The following is a 20035-nucleotide window of genomic DNA, read 5'->3' as shown; positions in this document are numbered from 1 at the left end:
ACACAGGCACACCTGAAGCGAACAATCCCCGGCGCGATCCGAATTCGATCCACCACGCTCAACGAACCACCACGACACCTTCGGCTTTCGGTCAATGCGGGCCCCCTGATACCGGCCACCTCACTCACCAGATCCGAGCAGTCCCCTGAGTGCCGACGCGAGGAGAGCGACGGCGCGATCCTCGTCTTCGGCCAGGTCCCGCAGGACGTCCCGAGTGAGAGCGGGCGGCATCTCCGCGAGGGCTTGGGTCAAGCGCATCCGCGTCGCGGGGGCCGCGGTGGGCGCGGCGAGCTCGTCGGCCAGCACGCTCAGGATCCGGTCCGCGCATCCGGCTTCACTCGCCAGGGTTCCGAGGACCTCGGCCGCCTCGACGTCGAGAGTGCCCTCGACGACCATGCGAACGAGGGTCGGCACGGCCGCGGTCTCGCCCCGCGAACCGACGGCCAGCGCGGCGCGGCCACGGACCGTCGTGTCCGCGTCGCCGAGTGCCTCCGTCAACACCGCGGTCGCCTCGTCACCGGGGATCCCGGCGATCGCCAGGACCGCGCGCCGCCGGACGTCGGCGTTCGCCGAGCGCGCGCCCGCCGCCAGGCTCGCGAGACCGTCTCCGTCCGCCCTCGCCAGTGCCCATCGCAGGGCACCGGCGACGTTCGGATCGGCTTCGGCGAGGACCGCCTCCGCCAGCAGTTCGGTGGGCACCGGCAGATCCTCGGCCGGGACCAGAACGGTCTGCTGGCGTCGCGCGGCATGCGGTGAGTTGAGCCCGTGCAGCAGCTCGACGATGCGCAGGACACCCTCCCAGCCGAGCGGCGCCGAGGCGTCGACCGCACGGAGCCGATCGAGTAGCTCCTGTTCCCGTTTCAGCCGCTCCTCGGTCCGCCGGACGAGGTCGCCGACCAGAGCGGACGGTGCGAAGGCGGGGTCCTCCAGGGCACGTCCGATCTGGCGCAGCGACAAGCCGAGGGACCGCAGGGCCTCCACGTGGAAGATCCGGCGGATGTCCTCGTCGGAGTACTCGCGGTAGCCGCCGACGGTGCGGCCGGTCGGCCGCACCAGCCCGAGGGAGTCGTAATGCCGGAGCATCCGGCTGCTCACCCCCGAGCGGCGCGCCACCTCACCGATCAGCATTCACGCTCCCCCGGCTCGTTCCGGGCCGAGCGCGACGATCCGTTTCGCCTCGTCAACGGCCGGGTCGAAGCCGGCGTCCGGGTCGCGCAGGAGCCGTTGCGTGGCGCGGGCGTGCGCGCGCACCTCGGGGTCGGCACTCGCCAGGCCCGTCCGCAGGGCGGGCTCGATCTCGTCACCGAGCGCGACGAGCGCTCTGCTGAGACTCAGCCGTACCTTGCGGTCGCCGCGGCCGAACTGCGCGGCCAGGTCCACGGCCAGCCGTTTCCGCTCCCCGTCGGGGACGAGGACGACGGCGGCACGCCACGCGCTCCGCGCGACCTCGTCGTCGGCGTCGTGCAGCAGCGCCCGGGTGATCCCGGGCCACGCGGTGCCGTCCCCGATCTTGGACAGCGTGTGCAACGCCTGGCTCCGCGCCTGCGGGACCTCGGAACCGAGCTCCGTCAAGAGCGCCGGAACCGTGCTCCGCGCCGGAAGCCGGGTCAACGCCCAGGTCAGCATGTCCCGCACGAAGAAATCCGGCTCGATCGCGCACCGGGCCATGAGCGCGTCGACGAACCGGACGTCCGGACGCGTCCCCGCCGCCAGTGCCGCCTGGAACCGTGTCGACGAGCTTTCGGCGCTCAAGGCGTCCAGCAGCCGCGTGTCCGGTGAAGTCCGTTGTGTCGTGTCGATGACGATCACCTCCTGCCCACCAGTGAAGACCTTGTCACGATGTCAAGGTCAAACACGAACCCGGATCCCTCGATCCGGTGTGTCTCACTCAGCGCGAGTTCACCCTCTCGACGTTGATCTTGATGGCTGAGGCGGCCTGTGACTTCCGGCTCGAGCGAACCTCACGAGCCCGTCCTCAGCTCCGCCAACACGCGCCCAGCGATCGAGGCCGAACAGCAGGTACGGGGTAGGGCCAGCCCCCGCACCAACCCACCGGCGCACCGCATTCACCCCATCACCACTCCCGACGAGACTCACACCGTGACCGCAAACCTCCGCACAGGCAGCGATTTCGCCCGTCTGTCCCGCCGCGTCAGCGAAGCGGGCCTCCTCGACCGCCGCCCCGGCTACTACGTCTTCCGCATCGGGCTGGTCGCCACCCTCTTCACCGGCGGCTGGGTCGCCTTCTTCGCGATCGGGGATTCCTGGTGGCAGCTGGGGATCGCCGTGTTCCAGGCGGTGCTGTTCGGCCAGATCGCGTTGCTGTCGCACGATCTCGCGCACCGTCAGGTGTTCCGCACCCGCCGTCCGAGCGAGATCGCCGGCCGGATCGCGGGCAACCTCGGCGTCGGCATGAGCTACGGCTGGTGGATGGACAAGCACACCCGTCACCACGCGAACCCGAACCACGAAGACCTCGACCCCGACGTCGATCCGGACATTCTCGTGTGGTCGAAGGACCAGGCGCGGGCCAGCAAGGGTCTCCCCCGGTTCATCGGCCGCTACCAGGCGTTCCTGTTCTTCCCGCTGCTCACCCTCGAAGGCCTGAACCTGCACTTCTCCGGTATCCGCGCGGTCGCGAAGCCGGGGCTCCGGCGGCGCGGGCTCGAAGCGGTCCTGCTGCTGACGCATTTCGCGCTCTACTTCAGCGCGCTGCTCGTGGTCCTCTCCCCCGGCAAGGCGCTCGTCTTCTTCATCGTCCACAAAGCACTGTGGGGTGTCTACATGGGATCGATCTTCGCGCCCAACCACAAGGGGATGCCGATCCTGTCCGGGGACACCGAACTCGACTTCCTGCGCAAGCAGGTGCTCACGTCACGCAACGTCCGTGGCGGCAGGGTCGTCGACGTCGCGCTCGGTGGGCTCAACTACCAGATCGAGCACCATCTGTTCCCGAGCATGCCGTCACCGCATCTTCGCCGCGTCCGGCCCATCGTCCAGGGATACTGCGCGGAAATCGGCGTCCCGTACCACGAGACGGGGCTGATCGAGTCGTACTCGCTCGCGTTGCGCAGCCTGCACGAAGCCGGTGAGCCGATCAGAGCCGGTCGTCCGGACGCGGCCAGGGCATGAGCGCCGCGAGTGCGTCCGGCACCGGCTCGGTCACCGTGTACCGCCCACGATGAAACAGCAGCGGGCGATCGTCCGACGGTTCCCCGAGCGCGGTGACCCTGCCGACCACGGCATGGTGGTCACCGGCTTCGTGCACGGCTTCGAGCGTGCAGTCGATCCACGTCAACGCCCCCGCCAGCAGAGGGGATCCGGACGGCGCGGGGGTCCAGTCGATTGAGGCGAACTTGTCCGCCCCTCGTGCGCCGAACACGGCGCTGACAACGAGATCCTCGACGGCGACGGCATCGCCGAGGGCATCGTGCTGGCGTGCCAGTCCCTGCCGCTGACCGACGAGGTCACCGTCACCTACGAAGAGGAGCGGCCGGTGGTTTCCTCGGTCGGGCCGCGGGGACGCGTGTCTGGAGCCGGATGACACACGCCCCGCGAGTTCCGCCTCACCGAACAGACCACCGGCAGCGTAGGAGTCCCGTGCCCATCGACCCCACCGTCGCGATCGGCGCCGACCTCGGCGAGGTGCGTTTCGCCTGGACCGCGTCGGATGTGCAGCTCTACCACCTGGCGCTCGGCGCGGGCGCGGATCCGACGAGCCCGCGGGAACTGCGCTACACCTACGAGGACGGCCTCCAGGTGCTGCCGACGTTCGCCACCGTGGCGGTGAACCTGCGGGTGTTCGAACCGCCGGCGGTCTCGTTCCCCGGTGTCGAGGTCGACCTCGGGAAGGTGCTGCACGGCAAGCAGGAAGTGATCACGCACCGGCCGATCCCGACGTCGGGCAAGGTGGTGGCGCGGACGCGGATCGTGGATGTCTCCGACAAGGGCAAGGCGGCCGTGATCGTGCACGAGACGGTCGCCGTCGACTCGGACGGAACTCCTTTGTGGACAACACGGTCGAGCATCTTCGCCCGCGGCGAAGGGGTTTCGGCGGCGAACGCGGCCCGTCCGATCGCGTCGAACCCCCGGCACGCGAACCGGACGCGGTCATCGACACGCCGACGTTGCCGCAGCAGGCACTGCTCTACCGGCTCTGCGGCGACCGCAACCCCCTGCACGCCGAACCCGCGTTCGCCGCGGCGGCCGGGTTCGGCAAACCGATCCTGCACGGCCTGTGCACCTACGGTGTCGTCGCGAAGGCCGTCGCCGCCGAGTTCCTCGACGGCGACGCCTCCCGCGTCGCGTCTTTCTCGGCCAAGTTCGCCGGCGTCGTCTTCCCCGGCGAACCGCTGCGGACCCGCGTCTGGCGCGAGCCCGCCCGCCTGCTGATCACCACCACGGCACCGGATCGGGCCGAGGCACCCGTCCTTTCCGGCACTTTCTCGACCACGACAGAATGAATCCTCGTTCGCGCAGGTAGCGGCTCTGGCTACACTCGGCCGGGTGCGCACCTTGATCTCGGACCCGTATGTCGAACTCGGCCGGGGCTACGTGCGATCAAGACGCCCGGATCCCCGCATCGCCGCCGCCGTCACCGCCGCCCTCGGCGACGCGCGCTCGGTGGTCAACGTCGGGGCCGGAGCCGGTTCCTACGAGCCGGAAGACCGCGACGTGGTGGCCGTCGAGCCGTCGTGGCGGATGATCGCGCAGCGGCCGGCCGCCGCCGCTCCCGCCGTCCGGGCGTGTGCGGAAGAGCTGCCCTTCCCCGACGGCGCCTTCGACGCGGCCCTCGCGGTGCTCACCGTGCACCACTGGACGGATGTGACCGCCGGGCTGGCCGAATTGCGGCGCGTGTCCCGCCGCCAGGTGATCGTGACCTGGGATCAGGCGGTGTTCGCGCGGTTCTGGCTGGTGCGGAACTACCTGCCCGAGATCGCCGAACACGAGAGCAGGCTCGCCTGTCTCGACCGGGTCGTCGAAGAGCTGGGGTCGGCGGGCTCGACCCCCACGGTGACTCCGCTGCCGGTGCCCGCGGACTGCGTCGACGGGTTCCTCGGCGCGTATTGGCGCAGGCCGGAGGCCTACCTGTCCGAGCGCGTGCGCGCAGGGATGTCCGGGGTGGCGCTGCTGGACCAGGACGTCGTCGCGACGGCGGTCGAGCGGCTGCGTGCCGACCTCGCCGACGGACATTGGCATCGGCACCACGTCGGCCTGCTCGGCCGGACGGAACTGGATCTCGGCTACCGGCTCGTCACGGCGTGATCGAGTACACAGTGGACACTCTCGCGGCGTGGACGGCGGTCGACCCCGGGTGCGGGGCGTGGTATTCATGGCTCTCGTGACGACTGCGACGGGAGCGGCATGACGGCGGAGTACTTCGTGGTCCGTGGCCAGGTGGAGAAGGGCGATCAGCGGGGCCGGGAACTGGGTTTCCCGACCGCCAACATCGCGCTGCGCGACCAGGACGGCCAAGTCGGCGACGGAGTGTGGGCGGGCTGGGCCGAACGTGCCGACGGCACCCGGATCGCGGCGGCGGTCTCGGTCGGCAGGCGGCCGACCTACTACGGCGCGGACGGCTACCGGCTCGTCGAGGCGCATCTGCTGGAGTTCAGCGGCGACCTCTACGGCGAGGTGCTGACCGTATGGCTGGGCCACCACCTCCGCGAGCAGGAAGCGTACCCGTCGTCCGAGGCTCTGATCGCCGCGCTCGACAAGGACATCGCCAACGCCGCGAACTGGGCCGCGGGCAACCCGGCCGACGACCTGCCGGACGCGGGCGGCGCCGAAGCCGGGGTCGTGCGCCGCCTCACCCGCAATTAGTCACCTGCTTGCGGGTCAGACGGCGGCGCCCAGCAGCATGTACCCCATGCCGAGGCCCATGATGACCCGGCACACCCGCCGCGACATCTGGGCGGAACCTCCGGCCCGCCGCGCCGCCAGAACGCCGGCCCGCAGCGCGTCCACCGCGAAGTAGGCGGACACGACGCCGAAACCCAGCGAAAGCCACAGCGCCGAAGCTCCACCGGGGCCGGACATCACCAGCCACGGCCCGTGCGAGACCTCGCTGTGCGGCATGAACGTCACCATGAACAGCATCGCGGCGGCGGAGACGGCGTGGTGCCCGCACGCGCCGTGCCCGGATCGCCGCCCCTTCCACCACGCGACGGCGAACCAGCCCGCGGTCAGCGCCAGCACCGCCTGCCAGCCCGCCGCGGGGATCGGGCCGCCGACCGGGGACAGCATAGCGACCATGGCGACGACGAGCAGCAGTTCGGCCAGGTCGTCGTTGCGGTTCGCCGCGCCCTGCGTGCCGTAGTCCAGCCGGACGAGTCTCCGCAGGCACGGCAGCACCAGCGCGGCGAACACCGCGGTGAGTGTCCAAGCGACGATTCCGGACATGGCACCTCCCGGGCGGTGGTCCCCTCCACCGTCGCAGGTGCCGCTCTAGTACACCATCGGACATTGAGGTGATCTCAGCCCGCGGTCAAGACCAATCCGCTCGTGGGTACGCCGGTGCCGGCGGTCACCAGCACCCGGAAGGCCCCGTCGACCTGGTCGACGGCGTCGCCCCGCAGCTGCCGGACCCCTTCGGCGATGCCGTTCACCCCGTGGAGGCAGGCCTCCCCGAGCTGTCCCCCGTGCGGGTCGAGCGGGAGTTTCCCGTCCAGCCCCAGGGTGCCGCCGATGAAGTCCTTGGCCTCGCCCTTCCCGCAGAAGCCGAGTTCTTCCAGCTGGATAAGGACATAAGGGTGAAATGGTCGTACAGCACGGCGAGGTCCATGTCGCCGGGCCCCAGCCCGGACTGCTTCCACAACTGCCGTCCCACGACACCCATTTCGGGCAGCGCCGGGAGATCGTCGCGGTAATAGCCGGTCATCACGTACTGGCCCGGGCCGCTGCCCTGCGCGGCCGCCGCGATCACGGCGGGCCGGTGCGGCAGGTCGCGCGCCCGCTCGGCGCTGGTGACCACGAGCGCGACCTCGCCGTCGCTCTCCTGGCAGCAGTCCAGCAGATGCAGGCGACGCGGCCGAGTTCGGCCAGTACCAAGGCGACTTCGGCGACGCCGAGTCCGGTGGGCAGCGCCAGCGCGAGCAGACCGGCGTCCGCGAGCGCGCGCCACGTGCCGGCGGGCTCGCGCTCCTTGCCGAGTACGCGCGCGGCCAGCGCGGTGATCTCGGTCTGCGTCTCGTCGAACTGGAAGTCCACCCTGGCTCCTCACCGGGGCGTACGAGTACAAGAGTGAAACCTGTTCTAGTCTTAACCGGAAGGAGGTGCGACGGCAACCCCCTCGGGAACGGAGGCCCTTCCCCGGTCGGAAACAGCCGACACACGTGACCGGACCGACGGCCCCGCGATGCGGGCGCAGAGCGTTCGAAATCGTCCTCGTCGGGCATGGTCGGTGTCTCCCAGGAGAGAAGACTCGCGTCCTGACCACTCACTCTCCGCACAAGAATCAGCTCGAGTGAACTTTGTAACCGGTTCTAGGCCGGTACCCGGCGGTAGGATCGGTGCCCATGCACTCGAGTTTCGTCGTCCGTCAGGCCCTCCAGCTCGCGCTCACCGCGAACGCGCTGAAGCCACCGCGTGGCGCCCGGACGGCGGTTCCGGCGTTCTTCGCGGGCTGGCTCACCGGGGAACTCGCCCCGCATCTGCTCGCGCTCACCGCGGCCGACGCGGCGGCGCAGGCCGCCCGGCACCGGGCCGGATCGAGCAAGGCCGGACTCGCCCTCGCGGCGGCGTCCGCGGCCGGGCTCGGCACGCTGATCGCGCAGTCCCGGCGGGCCCGCGGTGAGATCGAGACCGCGCTGACCGAAGGCATCGGCGAGGCCTACACCGACGAACTCGAGCATCCGCCGAGCCCGACCGACCTCGCGACATCGTGGGGCCAGCTGGCCATGCCGTTCCGGATGCGCGACCCCGGCGTCCGGCGGACCCGCAACATCGCCTACGCGCCCGGCGGGAAGCGGTTCCTGCTCGACGTCTACGCCCCGCGCGAACCGGTCACCGGCGCACCGATCCTGTTGCAGGTACACGGCGGCGCGTGGGTGCTCGGCAACAAGGACCGGCAGGGCCTGCCGCTGATGCTGCACATGGCCGAACGCGGCTGGGTCTGCGTCGCGATCAACTACCCGCTTTCCCCCGCCGCCCGCTGGCCCGCGCATATCGTCGCGGTGAAACGCGCGCTGGCCTGGATCCGGGACAACGCCGAGTCCTACGGCGGCGACCCGTCGTTCGTCGCCGTCACCGGCGGTTCCGCGGGCGGGCATCTCGCCGCGCTGCTGGCACTGACCGCGAACGATCCGGCGTTGCAGCCCGGCTTCACCGAGGCCGACACGAGCATCCAGGCGTGCGTCCCGCACTACGGCGTGTACGACTTCGCCGCGACCAGCGGGCAGCGCTCCAGCCAGACCCGGCTCAAGACGCTGATCGCGCGGCACGTCTTCGAGGCGGACCGCGATCCGGTGAACTTCCTCGACGACTACATCGCGGCGTCACCGCTGGACCGGATCACCGAGGACGCGCCCCCCTTCTTCGTCATCCACGGTGTCCACGACTCGCTGGTGCCGGTGGGCGAGGCCCGCGCGTTCGTGCGGCGCCTCCGGGAAAAGTCCCGGCGTGAAGTCGCGTACGCGGAGATCTCCGGCGCGCAGCACGCCTTCGACGTCTTCCCCTCGATCCGCAGCGCGCACGTGGTCCGCGGGGTGGAGCGGTTCCTGGAATGGAGCTACCGCACCTGGCGGCAGCGTGGTGGGTCTTGAGCGGTGATTCGGGTCCTTTGAGCCGAAGGGCGAACGTGTCGTATCCGGAGGCATACCGGCGGCGGAATGATGGCTCCCTTCGCTGCGTCTGATGTGGGAGCCATCGGCCCGCGAGGTTCGTGATCGGGCCGAGCGAGTGGGTCGCGGTCAGGGTGGGTAGATCACGTCGGTCGGGCGGGCTGACGCCGGGCCGTCGACTCGCCAGCCCTCGCCGTCACGCACGAAGCGGTACCACCGTTCGTCACGGCCGTAGCGCAACTGCAAGTCGCCCTGGGTGATCCGGTTCCGCCAGATCTTCGGTGTCCCCGGCAACCCCGATTCGGCGAGGTCCGCTCTGGCCTGCGCGAGCGGCCCCTGTCCCGGCCGCCAGGGTTCCCGCACCACCGCCATCCCGCCCCGGCCCGCCTCGCGCCAAGCCTGCGCCCAGACGGCCAGATCCCGCACCGGGACTCCCGCGGCCTCGGCGAGTTCGGCGACCACGGAGGGATCGCCGGCCGCCGCGCGCCGGGCGAGGTCTTCCTCGAACGACAGCTCCGTTTCCCGCTCCGGCCCCATCACCAGCAGTTCCCAGGCGCGCGCGGCGGCGTCGGCCGCCAGTTCGACGAACATGTCGCCGCTCCAGCCCGTGCGGTGCGGCGGGTCGAGGTCGAGGACCGCGGGCGGTCCCACCGTGCCCGGAACGGCCGGGCGTGGCGGCAGCGCGGCGACCCGCCGGGTATAGGCACGTTTCGGATCCACCCCGGGCGCGGCGGGGGCGCGGACCCGTGTACCCGGTTCGCTCGCGGGCGCACGGCGTGCCCGCAGTTCCGCGAGCACGGCCTCCCTCGGCCTGCCTCTGAGCAGGAACAGCACGAACGGATCGGCGTCGACCTCGTCCGCGACCAGGTAGTACACCGCGGCCACGTGCTTGCACGGGTTCGCGCTGTCGGGGCAGGAGCACTTCGGGCGCAGATCGCCGGGGCCGGGGAGCAGGTCCGCGCCGGCGGACCGCGCGTCCTCGGCCAGCTCGCCGGGCAGTTCGCCGTCGAGGAGGGCCGCGACGTGCCCGAGCCGGGAACCGACCATACGGAGCAGGCTCTCCCACTGCGCCTCGGTGAACGCCCGCATGTGGATGGTCACCCGGTACGGCACCGCCCGGCTGCCCTGCACCCACGCGGTCACCTCGCCCGCGCCGACCGAGAGCTTGCTGACCGTGTCTTTGCGCGCGTACGTACGCCCGCGCGGCAGCCGGTTCGGATCGAGCTTGGCGCGCTCCTCCAAGGCCTCGACCCACGCCTCGCCCCACCACGTGTTGCCGAAGGTGCGCCGTTTCCGCCCGGTCGCGCCGGGCATCAGGGCTTACCGAGCCGAACGAGGTCGGCGAGTTCGTCGTCGGACAGTTCGGTGATCCAGTCCTCACCCGCGCCGATGACCGCGTCCGCCAGCCCGCGTTTGGTCTCCAGCACCTTGGCGATGCGCTCCTCGAGCGTGCCTTCGGCGATCAGCCGGTGCACCTGGACCGGCCGGTCCTGCCCGATCCGGTACGCGCGGTCGGTGGCCTGGTCTTCGACCGCCGGATTCCACCAGCGGTCGTAGTGGATGACATGGGTCGCCTTGGTCAGGTTGAGCCCCACGCCGCCGGCCTTGAGCGACAACAGGAACACCGGTACTTCGCCCGCCTGGAACCGGGCGACCATGTCCTCCCGGACCTGGGGCGTGCTCGACCCGGACAGCAACATCGTCGGCAGCCCGCGTTCGGCGAGGCGTTTCTCCAGCAGGCGGCACAACTGGACGTACTGGCTGAACACGAGCACGCTGTCGCCCTCGTCGAGGACGACGTCGAGCAGCTCCTCGAACGCGGCGAGCTTGCCGGACCGGCCGTGCAGTACCCCGGCTTCCTTGAGGTACTGCGCCGGATGATTGCAGATCTGCTTGAGCTCGGTGAGCAGCTTGAGCACCTGTCCGCGCCGGGCCACCCCGTCCAGCTCGCGGATCATCGCGAGGTTCTCCCGGACCACGGCCTCGTACAGCGTCGTCTGCTCGGCGGTGAGCGGGACGAACCGGTCGGTCTCGGTCTTGCGCGGCAGTTCGGGCGCGATGTCCGGGTCGGTCTTCTTGCGGCGCAACAGGAACGGCCGGACAGTGGTGGCGAGCCGTTCGGTGGCGGCGACGTCCCGGTCGCGTTCGATCGGGCGGGCGACCTTGCGGCGGAACCCGTCGAGCGAGCCGAGCAGCCCCGGCGTCGTCCAGTCCATGATGGACCATAGCTCGGTGAGCCGGTTCTCCATCGGTGTCCCGGTCAGCGCGACCTTCGCGGCGGCCGGGATCTTCCGCAACTCCTTGGCGGTGACCGAAAGCGGGTTCTTGACGTGTTGCGCCTCGTCGGCGGCGATCATTCCCCAATCCACTTCGGACAGTGTCCGGCGGTCCCGGCGGAGCACGCCGTACGTGGCGAGCACGACCTCGTCCGGCGCGACCTCGTCGAGATGCCGTCCGCCGCCGTGGAACCGGCGCACCGGGATGTCCGGCGCGAACTGGGCGAACTCGCGTTCCCAGTTGCCCAGCAACGACGTCGGGCACAGGACGAGCGTGGGGCCTTCCCCGCGCGGGCGGCGGTGCAAATGCAGGGAGATGAGCTGGATCGTCTTGCCCAGCCCCATGTCGTCGGCCAGGCAGGCGCCGAGACCGAGCCCGGTCATCGTCGACAGCCACGCCAGGCCTGCCTTCTGGTACGGCCGCAGGGTGGCCCGCAGTTCCGCGGGCTGCTCGATCGGTTCCGCGGCGCTGTCACGGATGCGCTGGAGCAGCCCGGTCAGCGCCGACGGGGCGGTGAACTCGACCTTCTCGCCGTCCAGTTCCAGTTCGCCGGTGAGCGCCGCGGCCAGCGCCTCGGCCCCGGACAGCTTCTTCGCGCGATGGGCACGCACCTTCGCGATCAGGCGTGCGTCGACCTTGACCCATTTGCCCCGCAGCCGCACCAAGGGCCGTTTCGCCTCCGCGAGCGCGGTGACCTCGGCGTCGGTGAGGTCCTCGCCGCCGAGGCTCAGCCGCCAGCGGAATTGAAGGAGGCTCTTGAGCGTGAACTCGGGCCCGGTGACACTGCCCGGGGCCTGGGTCGCGCTCGCCTTCGCCTTGAGCTCGCTCGCGAAAAGGTCCTTCGGCCACTGCACCTCGATGCCGGCGCCACCCAGCGCCGCGTCCCCGTGGGTCAGCAGGTCGGCGACCTCGTCGTACTCCAGCACGAGCCCGGTCGGCGCGGCCGACCGGAGCATGCGGCCGAGCGGTGCCCACGCCCTGGCACCTCGCCGGAGACCGAGCAGCAACTGCGTCTCGACCTGCTCACCCATCCGTTCCAGCACCGCTTCGGGCGCGTCCCAGAGTGTCGCCGCTTCGACGATCAGGCTCGGATCCGCGGCGCTCCGCACGGCGAGGACGGCGGCGAACGTGGGCTCTTCTTCCGGGCTCTCGGGCTCGTGCACCTCCATGCGCAGGACGAGATGCGCGCCCTGTGCCTGGCGGGCACTCAGCTCCGCGAGCCACGCGGCACCGTCCGGACCGACCAGCGTCGGCTCGGCCGAGGCGAACGCGGGCCCGCCCGCCGCGACCTTCGCGGCGGGCGTGCGGACCAGCACATCCGCCGTGGCGTCCCAGAGCGCGCGGATCAACGACTCCGGCGAATGCAACCGGATCCGTTTCACCCCGGACAACGGCAGCGCGTGCGCCTCGGGCGGCAGCGCGGCGGCGAGCCCGCGCAACATCTCCTCGTCGGCGACGTCGAGCGGGCCGATCCGCCACGAGTCCACCCCGCCGGGTGAGGCCGCGGGCAACAGCCTCCCGCGGGCGATGAGGTTCACCCCCGCCTCGGCGACGGCCGACCACGCGGCGATGGCCGGGCTCACGTCGCCCTCGGCGGTCAACAGCCGCGGAATCGCGCGTGACAACGGCACGAGTGCCGCGTCGACCTTCGTGCGCCGGAAGACCTTGTTCTCCTTGCCCGCCGGAAGCACGAGTTCGATCGCGGTGTCACCCGCTACGCCGTCTCCCCAGAGCGCCAGCACGCCGTCCCGCGGGGGATCCGAGGGGACGAAGGTGGCTTGGGTTCCTGTGCCGAACTCCACGACCCGCACGGTAGAGCACGGGACCGACACGTGTCGGGCGGCGGTGCCAGGAAAGGTCCTTTCCTGGCGAATTTTGCCAGGAAAGGACCTTTCCTGGCACGACAAAGTGCCGTGACCGGACCGTTCAGGACCGAGGCAGCCCCAGCAGCCGCTCGGCCGTCAACGACAGCAGTACCTGTGTCGTACCGCCCGCGATACCGAGGCACGGGGTCAGCAGGAACTCGTGGTGGGCGGGATCGCCGCCGACGAGCGCGTTCTCCGCCAGAGCCTCCAGCGCGAACTCCGCCACCGCCTGCCGATGCCGCACGCCCAGCAGTTTGCGCACACTCGACTCGGCGCCCGGATCCTGGCCGCCGAGCCGACGCAGTGTCGCCCGCAGGTCCAGGACCGAACACGCGCTGCCCTCGGCGATCAGCCGGCCGAGCCGGTCGAGATCGGCCTCGGCGGTCACCGTGGCCAGCAGACTTTCGACACCCTCCCCGACCGCGGACCCGCTCCCGAGCGCCACGCGCTCGTTGGCCAGTGTCGTCCGCGCCGGCCGCCAGCCACCGCCGACCCTGCCGACCACCATTTCGTCCGGGACGAAGCACCGCGCCGCCCAACGCCGTCCCGAGGACAGGTCCTGGGACGAGCGCTTCGGCGGCTTCGGCGAGCCCGGCGGCCAGATCGGCGACCGTACCGCCGGCACCACCGACGTCTTCGGGAATCGCCACGCCGAACAGGCCGAGTTCCGCCGACCCGGTGGCGGCTCGGCGGTCCGGCCGGTCCGGACGGCGTCGACAGGACGGGCGGAAGCCGCCCAGGCCCGGATCGACGCGGTCGGCGCCGCCTGTTCTCCGGTGAGCGCGATCGACACGGGCTACCTCCTCGCAAGGATAGAACGCGTTACAGTTTCTTGCCCAGTGGGTCACGTCTTGAACAGTTCGCCCGCTTAGGTACGCTACGCGGGGAAAGTGGAACAAGTTCCGTTCGACGAAGGGGGACGTGGCGATGCCAGGAAAGGCCAAGGCACCCACGAGCGCGAAGTCGCGAAGCGGCAACGGTCTCTCCGTGCTGGGCGGCGAAGAACTCGGCTCCGCGGCACAGCGCGACCGGCGGCGCCGCATCATCGACGCGACCCTCGCCCTCGCCGCGAAAGGCGGGTACGACGCGGTCCAGATGCGGGCGGTCGCCGAGAAGGCGGACGTCGCGCTCGGCACGCTGTACCGCTATTTCCCCTCGAAGATCCACCTGCTGGTCTCCGGGCTGGCCAGGGAATTCGAACGCGCACAGGAGAAACTCGACCGCGCGGCCATCCCCGGCGAAACCCCGAGCGATCGGCTGATGTTCGTCCTCGGCCGCAACACCCGGCTGATGCAGCGGGACCCGCACCTGACCGAGGCCATGGTCCGCGCCTTCATGTTCGCCGACACGACCGCCGCCGCGGAGGTCGAGCAGGTCGGACGGCTGATGGAGAACATGTTCGCCAAAGCCATGGGCATCGAGGACCCGACCGAGGCCGATCGCGACATCTTCCACGTCATCGCCGACGTCTGGATGGCGAACCTGGTCGCCTGGGTGACGCGGCGCGCTTCGGCGGCCGACGTGGCGAACCGGCTGGAGCTGTCGGTGCACCTGCTGCTGGACAAGAACGGCTGAGCGGGCCGCACTCCCCGTGAGATGAAGGACGCTTTCATTGCGAATTTTGCCAGGAAAGCGTCCTTCATCTCACCTACCCCTCGAGGCCGGGGCGGCCGGGGGCCCCGCGTGCCCTATGCACGGTTCCGCGTGTAGTCGTGAGTGCAGCCGCGCCCTGGCTGTCCACAAGAGACGCTCGTGGGGCGCGCCGTGCCCCGGCGCGAACCCTCGCAGTACATGATGGCTCCCTTCCTTGCGCCTAGCGCAAGGAAGGGAGCCATCATGTACTGCACGCGCCACAGGACCCCTCCCGAAGCTCGCAAAGCGACACGCCTCAGGCGGTCAGCTTCGGCAGCACGTCCCGCCCGAAGGTCTCGATGAACTCGTCCTGATTCCGGCCCACGTTGTGGAGGTAGATCCGGGTGAAACCGGCGTCGACGTACTTCTGCAGCGCCGCGCGGTGCACGTCCGGGTCGGACGAGACGACCATGCGGCCCTCGAAGTCCTCGCGCCGCACCAGTTTCGCCATCTGCGCGAAGTCGAACGGCGAGCGGATGTCGGCCTTCGGGAACTTCATGCCGCCGTTGGGCCACTGATCCATCGCGTTGGCCCACGCCGTCTCGTCGTCCTCGGCCCACGACAGGTGCACCTGCAGCAGCTTCGGCATCGAGTCCGGGTCCTTGCCCGCCTTGCGCGCGCCGGTGCCGAAGTTGTCGAGGATCCCCGCCAGCTTCTCGATCGACGCGCCCGGCGTGATCAGCCCGTCCGCGAGTTCACCGGTTTTGCGTGAGGTGTACGGGCCCGCCGACGCGATGTAGATCGGCGGCGGCTCGTCCGGCAGCGTCCACAGCCTGGTGGTGTGCAGCTTGAAGAACTCGCCGCTGTGCTTGACGTCCTTACCGGTGAACAGTTTCCGGATGACCTCCAGCGCCTCGAACATCCGCCGTACGCGCTCGGGTGCCTCGGGCCAGTAGCCGCCGATGATGTGCTCGTTGAGCGCTTCGCCGGAGCCGATGCCGAGCCAGGTCCGGCCCGGGTAGGTCGCCTCCAGCGTGGCCGCGGCCTGCGCGACCATCGACGGGTGCAACCGGAACGACGGGCAGGTCACGCCCGGCCCCAGGTCACCGGTGGTGTTCTCCGCCAACGAGGCGAGCACGCTCCACACGAAGGATGCTTCACCCTGTTGAGGGACCCAAGGCTGGAAGTGGTCGGCGGCCATCTGGCCGGAGAATCCGTGCTGTTCGGCCAGCGCCGCCAGCCGGATCGACTCACGCGGCGAGAACTGCTCGAGTGCCGCGGCCAAGCCGATTTGTACCTCAGTCACGCCTGCTGCCCCTTCCGAAAGCTCTCGGCGACCTTCGCGTACTGGTCGAGTCGTTCCAGTGTCGCCGCTTCGGGCTCTGTCGGCAGGAAGAGCGTGGCCTCGTCGACGCCACCGTCGACCAGCCTGCTCAGCGCGTCCTTCTCCGGAGCGGCGCCGAAGGCCGAGAACTTGAGGTCCGCGCGGCCCTGGTCGGCCAGCCACTGACGAGCCCGGCGAAGTTCCTCCGGCGGGGTGTGGGCGTGCGGCAGCCAGCCGTCGCCGTACTTGGCGATGCGCTGCATCGCCTTCTCCCCCGCGCCGCCGATGTAGATCGGCGGATGCGGCTTCTGCACCGGCTTGGGCCACGCGAAGATCGGGTCGAAGTCGACGAACCTGCCGTGGAACTCGGCCTCGTCCTTGGTCCAGATCTCCTTCAGCGCGGCCAGTTGCTCGTCCACGAGCGCGCCCCGGGTGCGCGGATCCGTGCCGTGGTTGCGCATTTCCTCCCGATTCCAGCCGACGCCGACACCGAAGACGAACCGGCCTCGCGAAACCAGATCGAGCGAAGCGACCTCTTTCGCCGTGTGGATGACGTCGCGCTGCTGCAGCAACGCGACGCCCGTGCCCAACTTCAGATTCGACGTGGCCCCGGCCGCCGCCGTCAGCGCGACGAACGGATCCAGGGTCCGGTAGTACACGCGCGGCAGCTCGCCACCGCCCGGGTACGGCGTTTCCCGGCTGACCGGGATGTGGGAATGCTCCGCGATGTGGAGCGAGCTGAAGCCACGCTCTTCGACGGCCGCGGCGAGGACGTCCGGCCTGATGCCTTCATCGGTGACGAAGGTGGCGATTCCGATCTCCATGTTCAGCAACTACCCGAACACGCCCCGCGATATTCCCGCCCCGCTAGACGTTCCGGCGGTACTGGCCTCCCACTTCGAAGAACGCCTCGGTGATCTGGCCGAGCGAGCACACTCGTGCCGCGTCCATCAGCACGCCGAACAGGTTGCCGCCGCGGGTCGCGGCCTCACGCAGCGTCTTGAGCGCCAGCTGCGCCTCGGCGTGGTGACGACGCTGGAAGTCCTCGAGCCGCTCCAGCTGCGACCGCTTCTCGTCCTCGGTCGCGCGCGCGAGTTCGACCTCGACGTCGTCCTCGCCGGCGTTCGGATTGCGGAAGGTGTTGACGCCGATGATCGGCAGCGTGCCGTCGTGCTTCTGGCGTTCGTACAGGATCGACTCGTCCTGGATCTTGCCGCGCTGGTAACCGGTCTCCATCGCGCCCAGCACGCCACCGCGTTCGGAGATGCGATCGAACTCCAGCAGGACGGCCTCTTCGACCAGTTCGGTCAGCTCGTCGATGATGAACGAGCCCTGCAACGGATTCTCGTTCTTCGACAGGCCCCATTCCTTGTTGATGATCATCTGGATGGCCATCGCGCGCCGCACCGAGCTTTCCGACGGCGTCGTGATCGCCTCGTCGAAGGCGTTGGTGTGCAGGGAGTTCGCGTTGTCGTAGAGCGCGCACAGCGCCTGCAGCGTGGTGCGGATGTCGTTGAAGCTCATCTCCTGCGCGTGCAGCGACCGGCCGGAGGTCTGCACGTGGTACTTGAGCTTCTGCGAGCGCTCGTTGGCGCCGTAGCGCTCCCGCATCGCGACCGCCCAGATCCGCCGCGCGACCCGGCCCAGCACCGAGTACTCGGCGTCCATGCCGTTGGAGAAGAAGAACGACAGGTTCGGCGCGAAGTCGTCGATGTCCATCCCGCGCGCGAGGTAGCTCTCGACGTAGGTGAACCCGTTCGACAGGGTGAACGCCAGCTGCGAGATCGGGTTCGCCCCGGCCTCGGCGATGTGGTAGCCGGAGATCGACACCGAGTAGAAGTTCCGGACGCCGTGCTCGATGAACCACTCCTGGATGTCGGCCATCATGCGCAGGCTGAACTCGGTGGAGAAGATGCAGGTGTTCTGCCCCTGGTCCTCCTTGAGGATGTCCGCCTGCACGGTCCCGCGGACGTTGCGCAGCGCCCATTCGCGCAGTTCGGCGGCCTCGGCTTCGGACGGCTCGCGGCCGTGCTCGGCCTCGAACGCCGCCATCCGCTGGCCGATCGCGGTGTTGAGGAAGAAGGCGAGGATCGTCGGCGCCGGGCCGTTGATCGTCATCGACACCGAGGTGGTCGGCGACGTCAGGTCGAAACCGTCGTAGAGCACCTCCATGTCCTCGAGGGTCGCGATGGAGACACCCGAGGTGCCGACCTTCCCGTAGATGTCAGGACGGGTGTGCGGGTCGTGCCCGTAGAGCGTCACGGAGTCGAAAGCGGTCGAAAGGCGCTTCGCCTCGGAGTCGGCCGAAAGGAGCTTGAACCGCTTGTTGGTGCGGAACGGGTCACCCTCGCCCGCGAACATCCGCGCCGGGTCCTCGCCCTCGCGCTTGAACGGGAAAACGCCTGCGGTGTAAGGGAAGTATCCGGGAAGGTGCTCACGGCGCAGGAACGACAGCAGCTCGCCGGATTCGGTGTGGCGCGGCAGCGCCACGCGCGGGATCCGGTTGCCGGACAGCGTGTCGCGCCAGAGCTGAGTGTGCAGTTCCTTGTCGCGGATCTTCACGACCAGTTCGTCGGCACGGTAGGACTCGGCCAGCTCCTGGAAGCGGGCCAGCAGATTCGTCGTTTCACCGTCCACATCGGACTCGGCGGCGGCGAGCAGGCCGTCGAGCGCGTCGGTGTTCGCGTCGACGGCGGCCAGCGCCTCCTTGGCGACGGCGAGGTGCTCACGTTTGCGCAGCGCGGCGACCTGCTGCTCGGTCTTCGCGTGATAGCCGCGGAGGGTCTCGGAGATCTCGGCGAGATAGCGCGACCGGTTGGCCGGGATGATCGTGCTGGCGTCGGTGGACACCTTCCCCTCGACCTTCGGGAGCACGCCCGCCGAGACGGTCAGGCCGCGCTCGGCGAGGGTGTCGCGCAGGTGCTGGTAGAGCGCGGTGACGCCGTCGTCGTTGAACTTCGCGGCACTGGTGCCGTAGACCGGCATGTCCTCGGGCGAGGAGCTGAACGCCTCGCGGTTGCGTACGAGCTGGCGCGCGACGTCGCGGCGGGCGTCTTCGGCGCCGCGGCGCTCGAACTTGTTGATCGCCACCGCGTCGGCGAAGTCGAGCATGTCGATCTTCTCCAGCTGCGACGCCGCGCCGAACTCCGGCGTCATGACGTACAACGACTGGTCCACGTAGTCGACGATGCCGGCGTCACCCTGGCCGATCCCCGGCGTCTCGACGATCACCAGGTCGAAACCGGCGGCCTTGCAGGCGAGGATCGACTCGGAGAGGCCGGCCGGGATCTCCCCGCTGGTGGTGCGGGTGGCCAGCGAGCGGAAGTAGACCGGGCTGCCGTCGAGACAGTTCATCCGGATGCGGTCGCCGAGCAGCGCTCCTCCGCCCTTGCGGCGTGACGGGTCGACGGCGAGCACGGCGATGCGAAGCTTGTCTTCCTGGTCCAGCCGGAATCGGCGGATCAGTTCGTCGGTGAGCGACGACTTGCCGGAGCCACCCGTACCGGTGATCCCCAGGACCGGCACCGTGCGCGACCCGGCGGCCTCGGTGATCTTGTCGAGCGCGTCCTGCGGCAGTACCTCGCGCTGAAGCTGCGTGATGACCCGGGACAGCGCCGGGACGTCACCCGAAAGCAGTTTGTCCAGCGAACCGGGCGACTGCGCGGACAGATCCGTGTCGCAGGCCTTGATCATCAGGTTGATCATGCCGGGGAGGCCCATCTCGTAGCCGTCCTCTGGCGAGAAGATCCGCGCGACGCCCCGCGAGTGCAGCAGGTCGATCTCCTCGCGGACGATGACCCCGCCACCGCCGCCGAACACCTTGATGTGCCCGGCCCCGCGCTCAGTGAGCAGCTCGACCAGGTAGCTGAAGTACTCGACGTGCCCGCCCTGGTAGGCGCTGATGGCCACCCCCTGGACGTCCTCGGCGATGGCCGCGGTGGCGACCTCGTCGACCGACCGGTTGTGCCCGAGGTGCACGACCTCCGCGCCCTGCGACTGCAGGATGCGCCGCATGATGTTGATGGACGCGTCGTGCCCGTCGAAGAGGCTCGACGCCGTCACGAAGCGAACTGGGTTCACGGGCCGGTGCAGGTCGCTGGTCATCCCTCCAAAATACTTGGACTTCCTACTGTTTTAAACCCATCCGCTCGCGTGACGGCGCTCTCACTCGCCCTTGACAGTTCGGCGGGCACCACTATATTCAACCACTAGGTTAA

14 protein-coding genes and 4 pseudogenes are annotated in these 20035 nt (G+C 69.8%); 6 read left to right on the top strand and 12 right to left on the bottom strand.

What is annotated here, in order from left to right:
• Window positions 1-120: 120 nt before the first annotated feature.
• Together P3102_RS12445 and P3102_RS12440 are read right to left on the bottom strand one after the other, a co-directional pair.
• Complete coding sequence (locus P3102_RS12445; protein WP_276369098.1) at window positions 121-1128, bottom strand: MerR family transcriptional regulator; 1008 nt, start codon at window positions 1126-1128, stop codon at window positions 121-123.
• Complete coding sequence (locus P3102_RS12440; protein ID WP_276369097.1) at window positions 1129-1809, bottom strand: HEAT repeat domain-containing protein; 681 nt, start codon at window positions 1807-1809, stop codon at window positions 1129-1131.
• Between the two features lie 291 nt (window positions 1810-2100).
• On the opposite strand from P3102_RS12440, the gene P3102_RS12435 reads away from it, so the two are divergent.
• Complete coding sequence (locus P3102_RS12435) at window positions 2101-3132, top strand: acyl-CoA desaturase (RefSeq protein ID WP_276369096.1); 1032 nt, start codon at window positions 2101-2103, stop codon at window positions 3130-3132.
• On the opposite strand, the pseudogene P3102_RS12430 reads toward P3102_RS12435, so the two are convergent.
• Window positions 3098-3391, bottom strand: a pseudogene (locus tag P3102_RS12430) (flavin reductase family protein); the annotation flags it as partial. The gene P3102_RS12435 and the pseudogene P3102_RS12430 sit on opposite strands and share 35 nt — an antisense overlap.
• Window positions 3392-3600: 209 nt before the next feature.
• Between P3102_RS12430 and P3102_RS12425 the strand changes: the two are divergent.
• The 3 genes and pseudogenes from P3102_RS12425 (at window position 3601) to P3102_RS12415 (ending at window position 5823) form a co-directional block, all read left to right on the top strand.
• Window positions 3601-4463, top strand: a pseudogene (locus P3102_RS12425) (MaoC/PaaZ C-terminal domain-containing protein).
• 52 nt (window positions 4464-4515) lie between these two features.
• Window positions 4516-5265: a methyltransferase domain-containing protein gene (locus tag P3102_RS12420; protein WP_276371125.1), complete on the top strand. Its 750-nt coding sequence runs from the start codon at window positions 4516-4518 to the stop codon at window positions 5263-5265.
• 99 nt (window positions 5266-5364) lie between these two features.
• Entirely contained in the window at window positions 5365-5823 is a 459-nt protein-coding gene (locus P3102_RS12415) for a riboflavin kinase (protein WP_276369095.1), read from the top strand.
• A 15-nt stretch (window positions 5824-5838) separates the two neighbouring features.
• Here P3102_RS12415 and P3102_RS12410 read toward each other — a convergent pair whose 3' ends face one another.
• From P3102_RS12410 to P3102_RS12400, 3 genes and pseudogenes are all read right to left on the bottom strand, one after another.
• Window positions 5839-6402 (bottom strand): DUF5134 domain-containing protein, encoded by a 564-nt coding sequence (locus P3102_RS12410; RefSeq protein WP_276369094.1) that lies wholly within the window; start codon window positions 6400-6402, stop codon window positions 5839-5841.
• 74 nt (window positions 6403-6476) lie between these two features.
• Window positions 6477-7021 (bottom strand): annotated as a pseudogene (locus P3102_RS12405) (lipid-transfer protein); the annotation flags it as partial.
• A gap of 2 nt (window positions 7022-7023) precedes the next feature.
• Window positions 7024-7209 (bottom strand): annotated as a pseudogene (locus P3102_RS12400) (acyl-CoA dehydrogenase); the annotation flags it as partial.
• Window positions 7210-7517: 308 nt separating this feature from the next.
• Between P3102_RS12400 and P3102_RS12395 the strand changes: the two are divergent.
• Window positions 7518-8762 carry an alpha/beta hydrolase gene (locus P3102_RS12395; protein ID WP_276369093.1) on the top strand — a complete coding sequence of 415 codons (1245 nt, stop codon included), beginning with the start codon at window positions 7518-7520 and terminating at the stop codon, window positions 8760-8762.
• Between the two features lie 147 nt (window positions 8763-8909).
• Here P3102_RS12395 and P3102_RS12390 read toward each other — a convergent pair whose 3' ends face one another.
• The 3 genes from P3102_RS12390 to P3102_RS12380 form a co-directional block, all read right to left on the bottom strand.
• Window positions 8910-10094: an SWIM zinc finger family protein gene (locus P3102_RS12390; protein WP_276369092.1), complete on the bottom strand. Its 1185-nt coding sequence runs from the start codon at window positions 10092-10094 to the stop codon at window positions 8910-8912.
• Window positions 10094-12868 (bottom strand): DEAD/DEAH box helicase, encoded by a 2775-nt coding sequence (locus tag P3102_RS12385; RefSeq protein WP_276369091.1) that lies wholly within the window; start codon window positions 12866-12868, stop codon window positions 10094-10096. Before P3102_RS12385 ends, P3102_RS12390 begins: the two co-directional genes overlap by 1 nt.
• Before the next feature lie 115 nt (window positions 12869-12983).
• Window positions 12984-13715, bottom strand: coding sequence for an acyl-CoA dehydrogenase family protein (locus P3102_RS12380; RefSeq protein ID WP_276369090.1), 732 nt, complete (start codon window positions 13713-13715; stop codon window positions 12984-12986).
• Window positions 13716-13849: 134 nt separating this feature from the next.
• Between P3102_RS12380 and kstR the strand changes: the two genes are divergently transcribed.
• Window positions 13850-14497, top strand: coding sequence for a cholesterol catabolism transcriptional regulator KstR (kstR, locus tag P3102_RS12375; RefSeq protein WP_276371123.1), 648 nt, complete (start codon window positions 13850-13852; stop codon window positions 14495-14497).
• A 313-nt stretch (window positions 14498-14810) separates the two neighbouring features.
• Here kstR and P3102_RS12370 read toward each other — a convergent pair whose 3' ends face one another.
• Genes P3102_RS12370 through icmF form a run of 3 tightly spaced genes read right to left on the bottom strand, consistent with a single transcriptional unit; the run spans window position 14811 to window position 19922 of the window.
• Window positions 14811-15800: a TIGR03557 family F420-dependent LLM class oxidoreductase gene (locus P3102_RS12370; protein ID WP_276369089.1), complete on the bottom strand. Its 990-nt coding sequence runs from the start codon at window positions 15798-15800 to the stop codon at window positions 14811-14813.
• Complete coding sequence (locus P3102_RS12365; protein WP_276369088.1) at window positions 15797-16642, bottom strand: LLM class F420-dependent oxidoreductase; 846 nt, start codon at window positions 16640-16642, stop codon at window positions 15797-15799. Before P3102_RS12365 ends, P3102_RS12370 begins: the two co-directional genes overlap by 4 nt.
• A 43-nt stretch (window positions 16643-16685) precedes the next feature.
• Complete coding sequence (gene icmF / locus P3102_RS12360) at window positions 16686-19922, bottom strand: fused isobutyryl-CoA mutase/GTPase IcmF (protein ID WP_276369087.1); 3237 nt, start codon at window positions 19920-19922, stop codon at window positions 16686-16688.
• Window positions 19923-20035 lie beyond the last annotated feature (113 nt).

This window comes from Amycolatopsis sp. QT-25, assembly GCF_029369745.1.
Lineage (GTDB): Bacteria > Actinomycetota > Actinomycetes > Mycobacteriales > Pseudonocardiaceae > Amycolatopsis.
The sequence above is the reverse complement of the archived record's forward strand: the minus strand, read 5'-3'. Positions and strand labels throughout refer to the sequence as shown.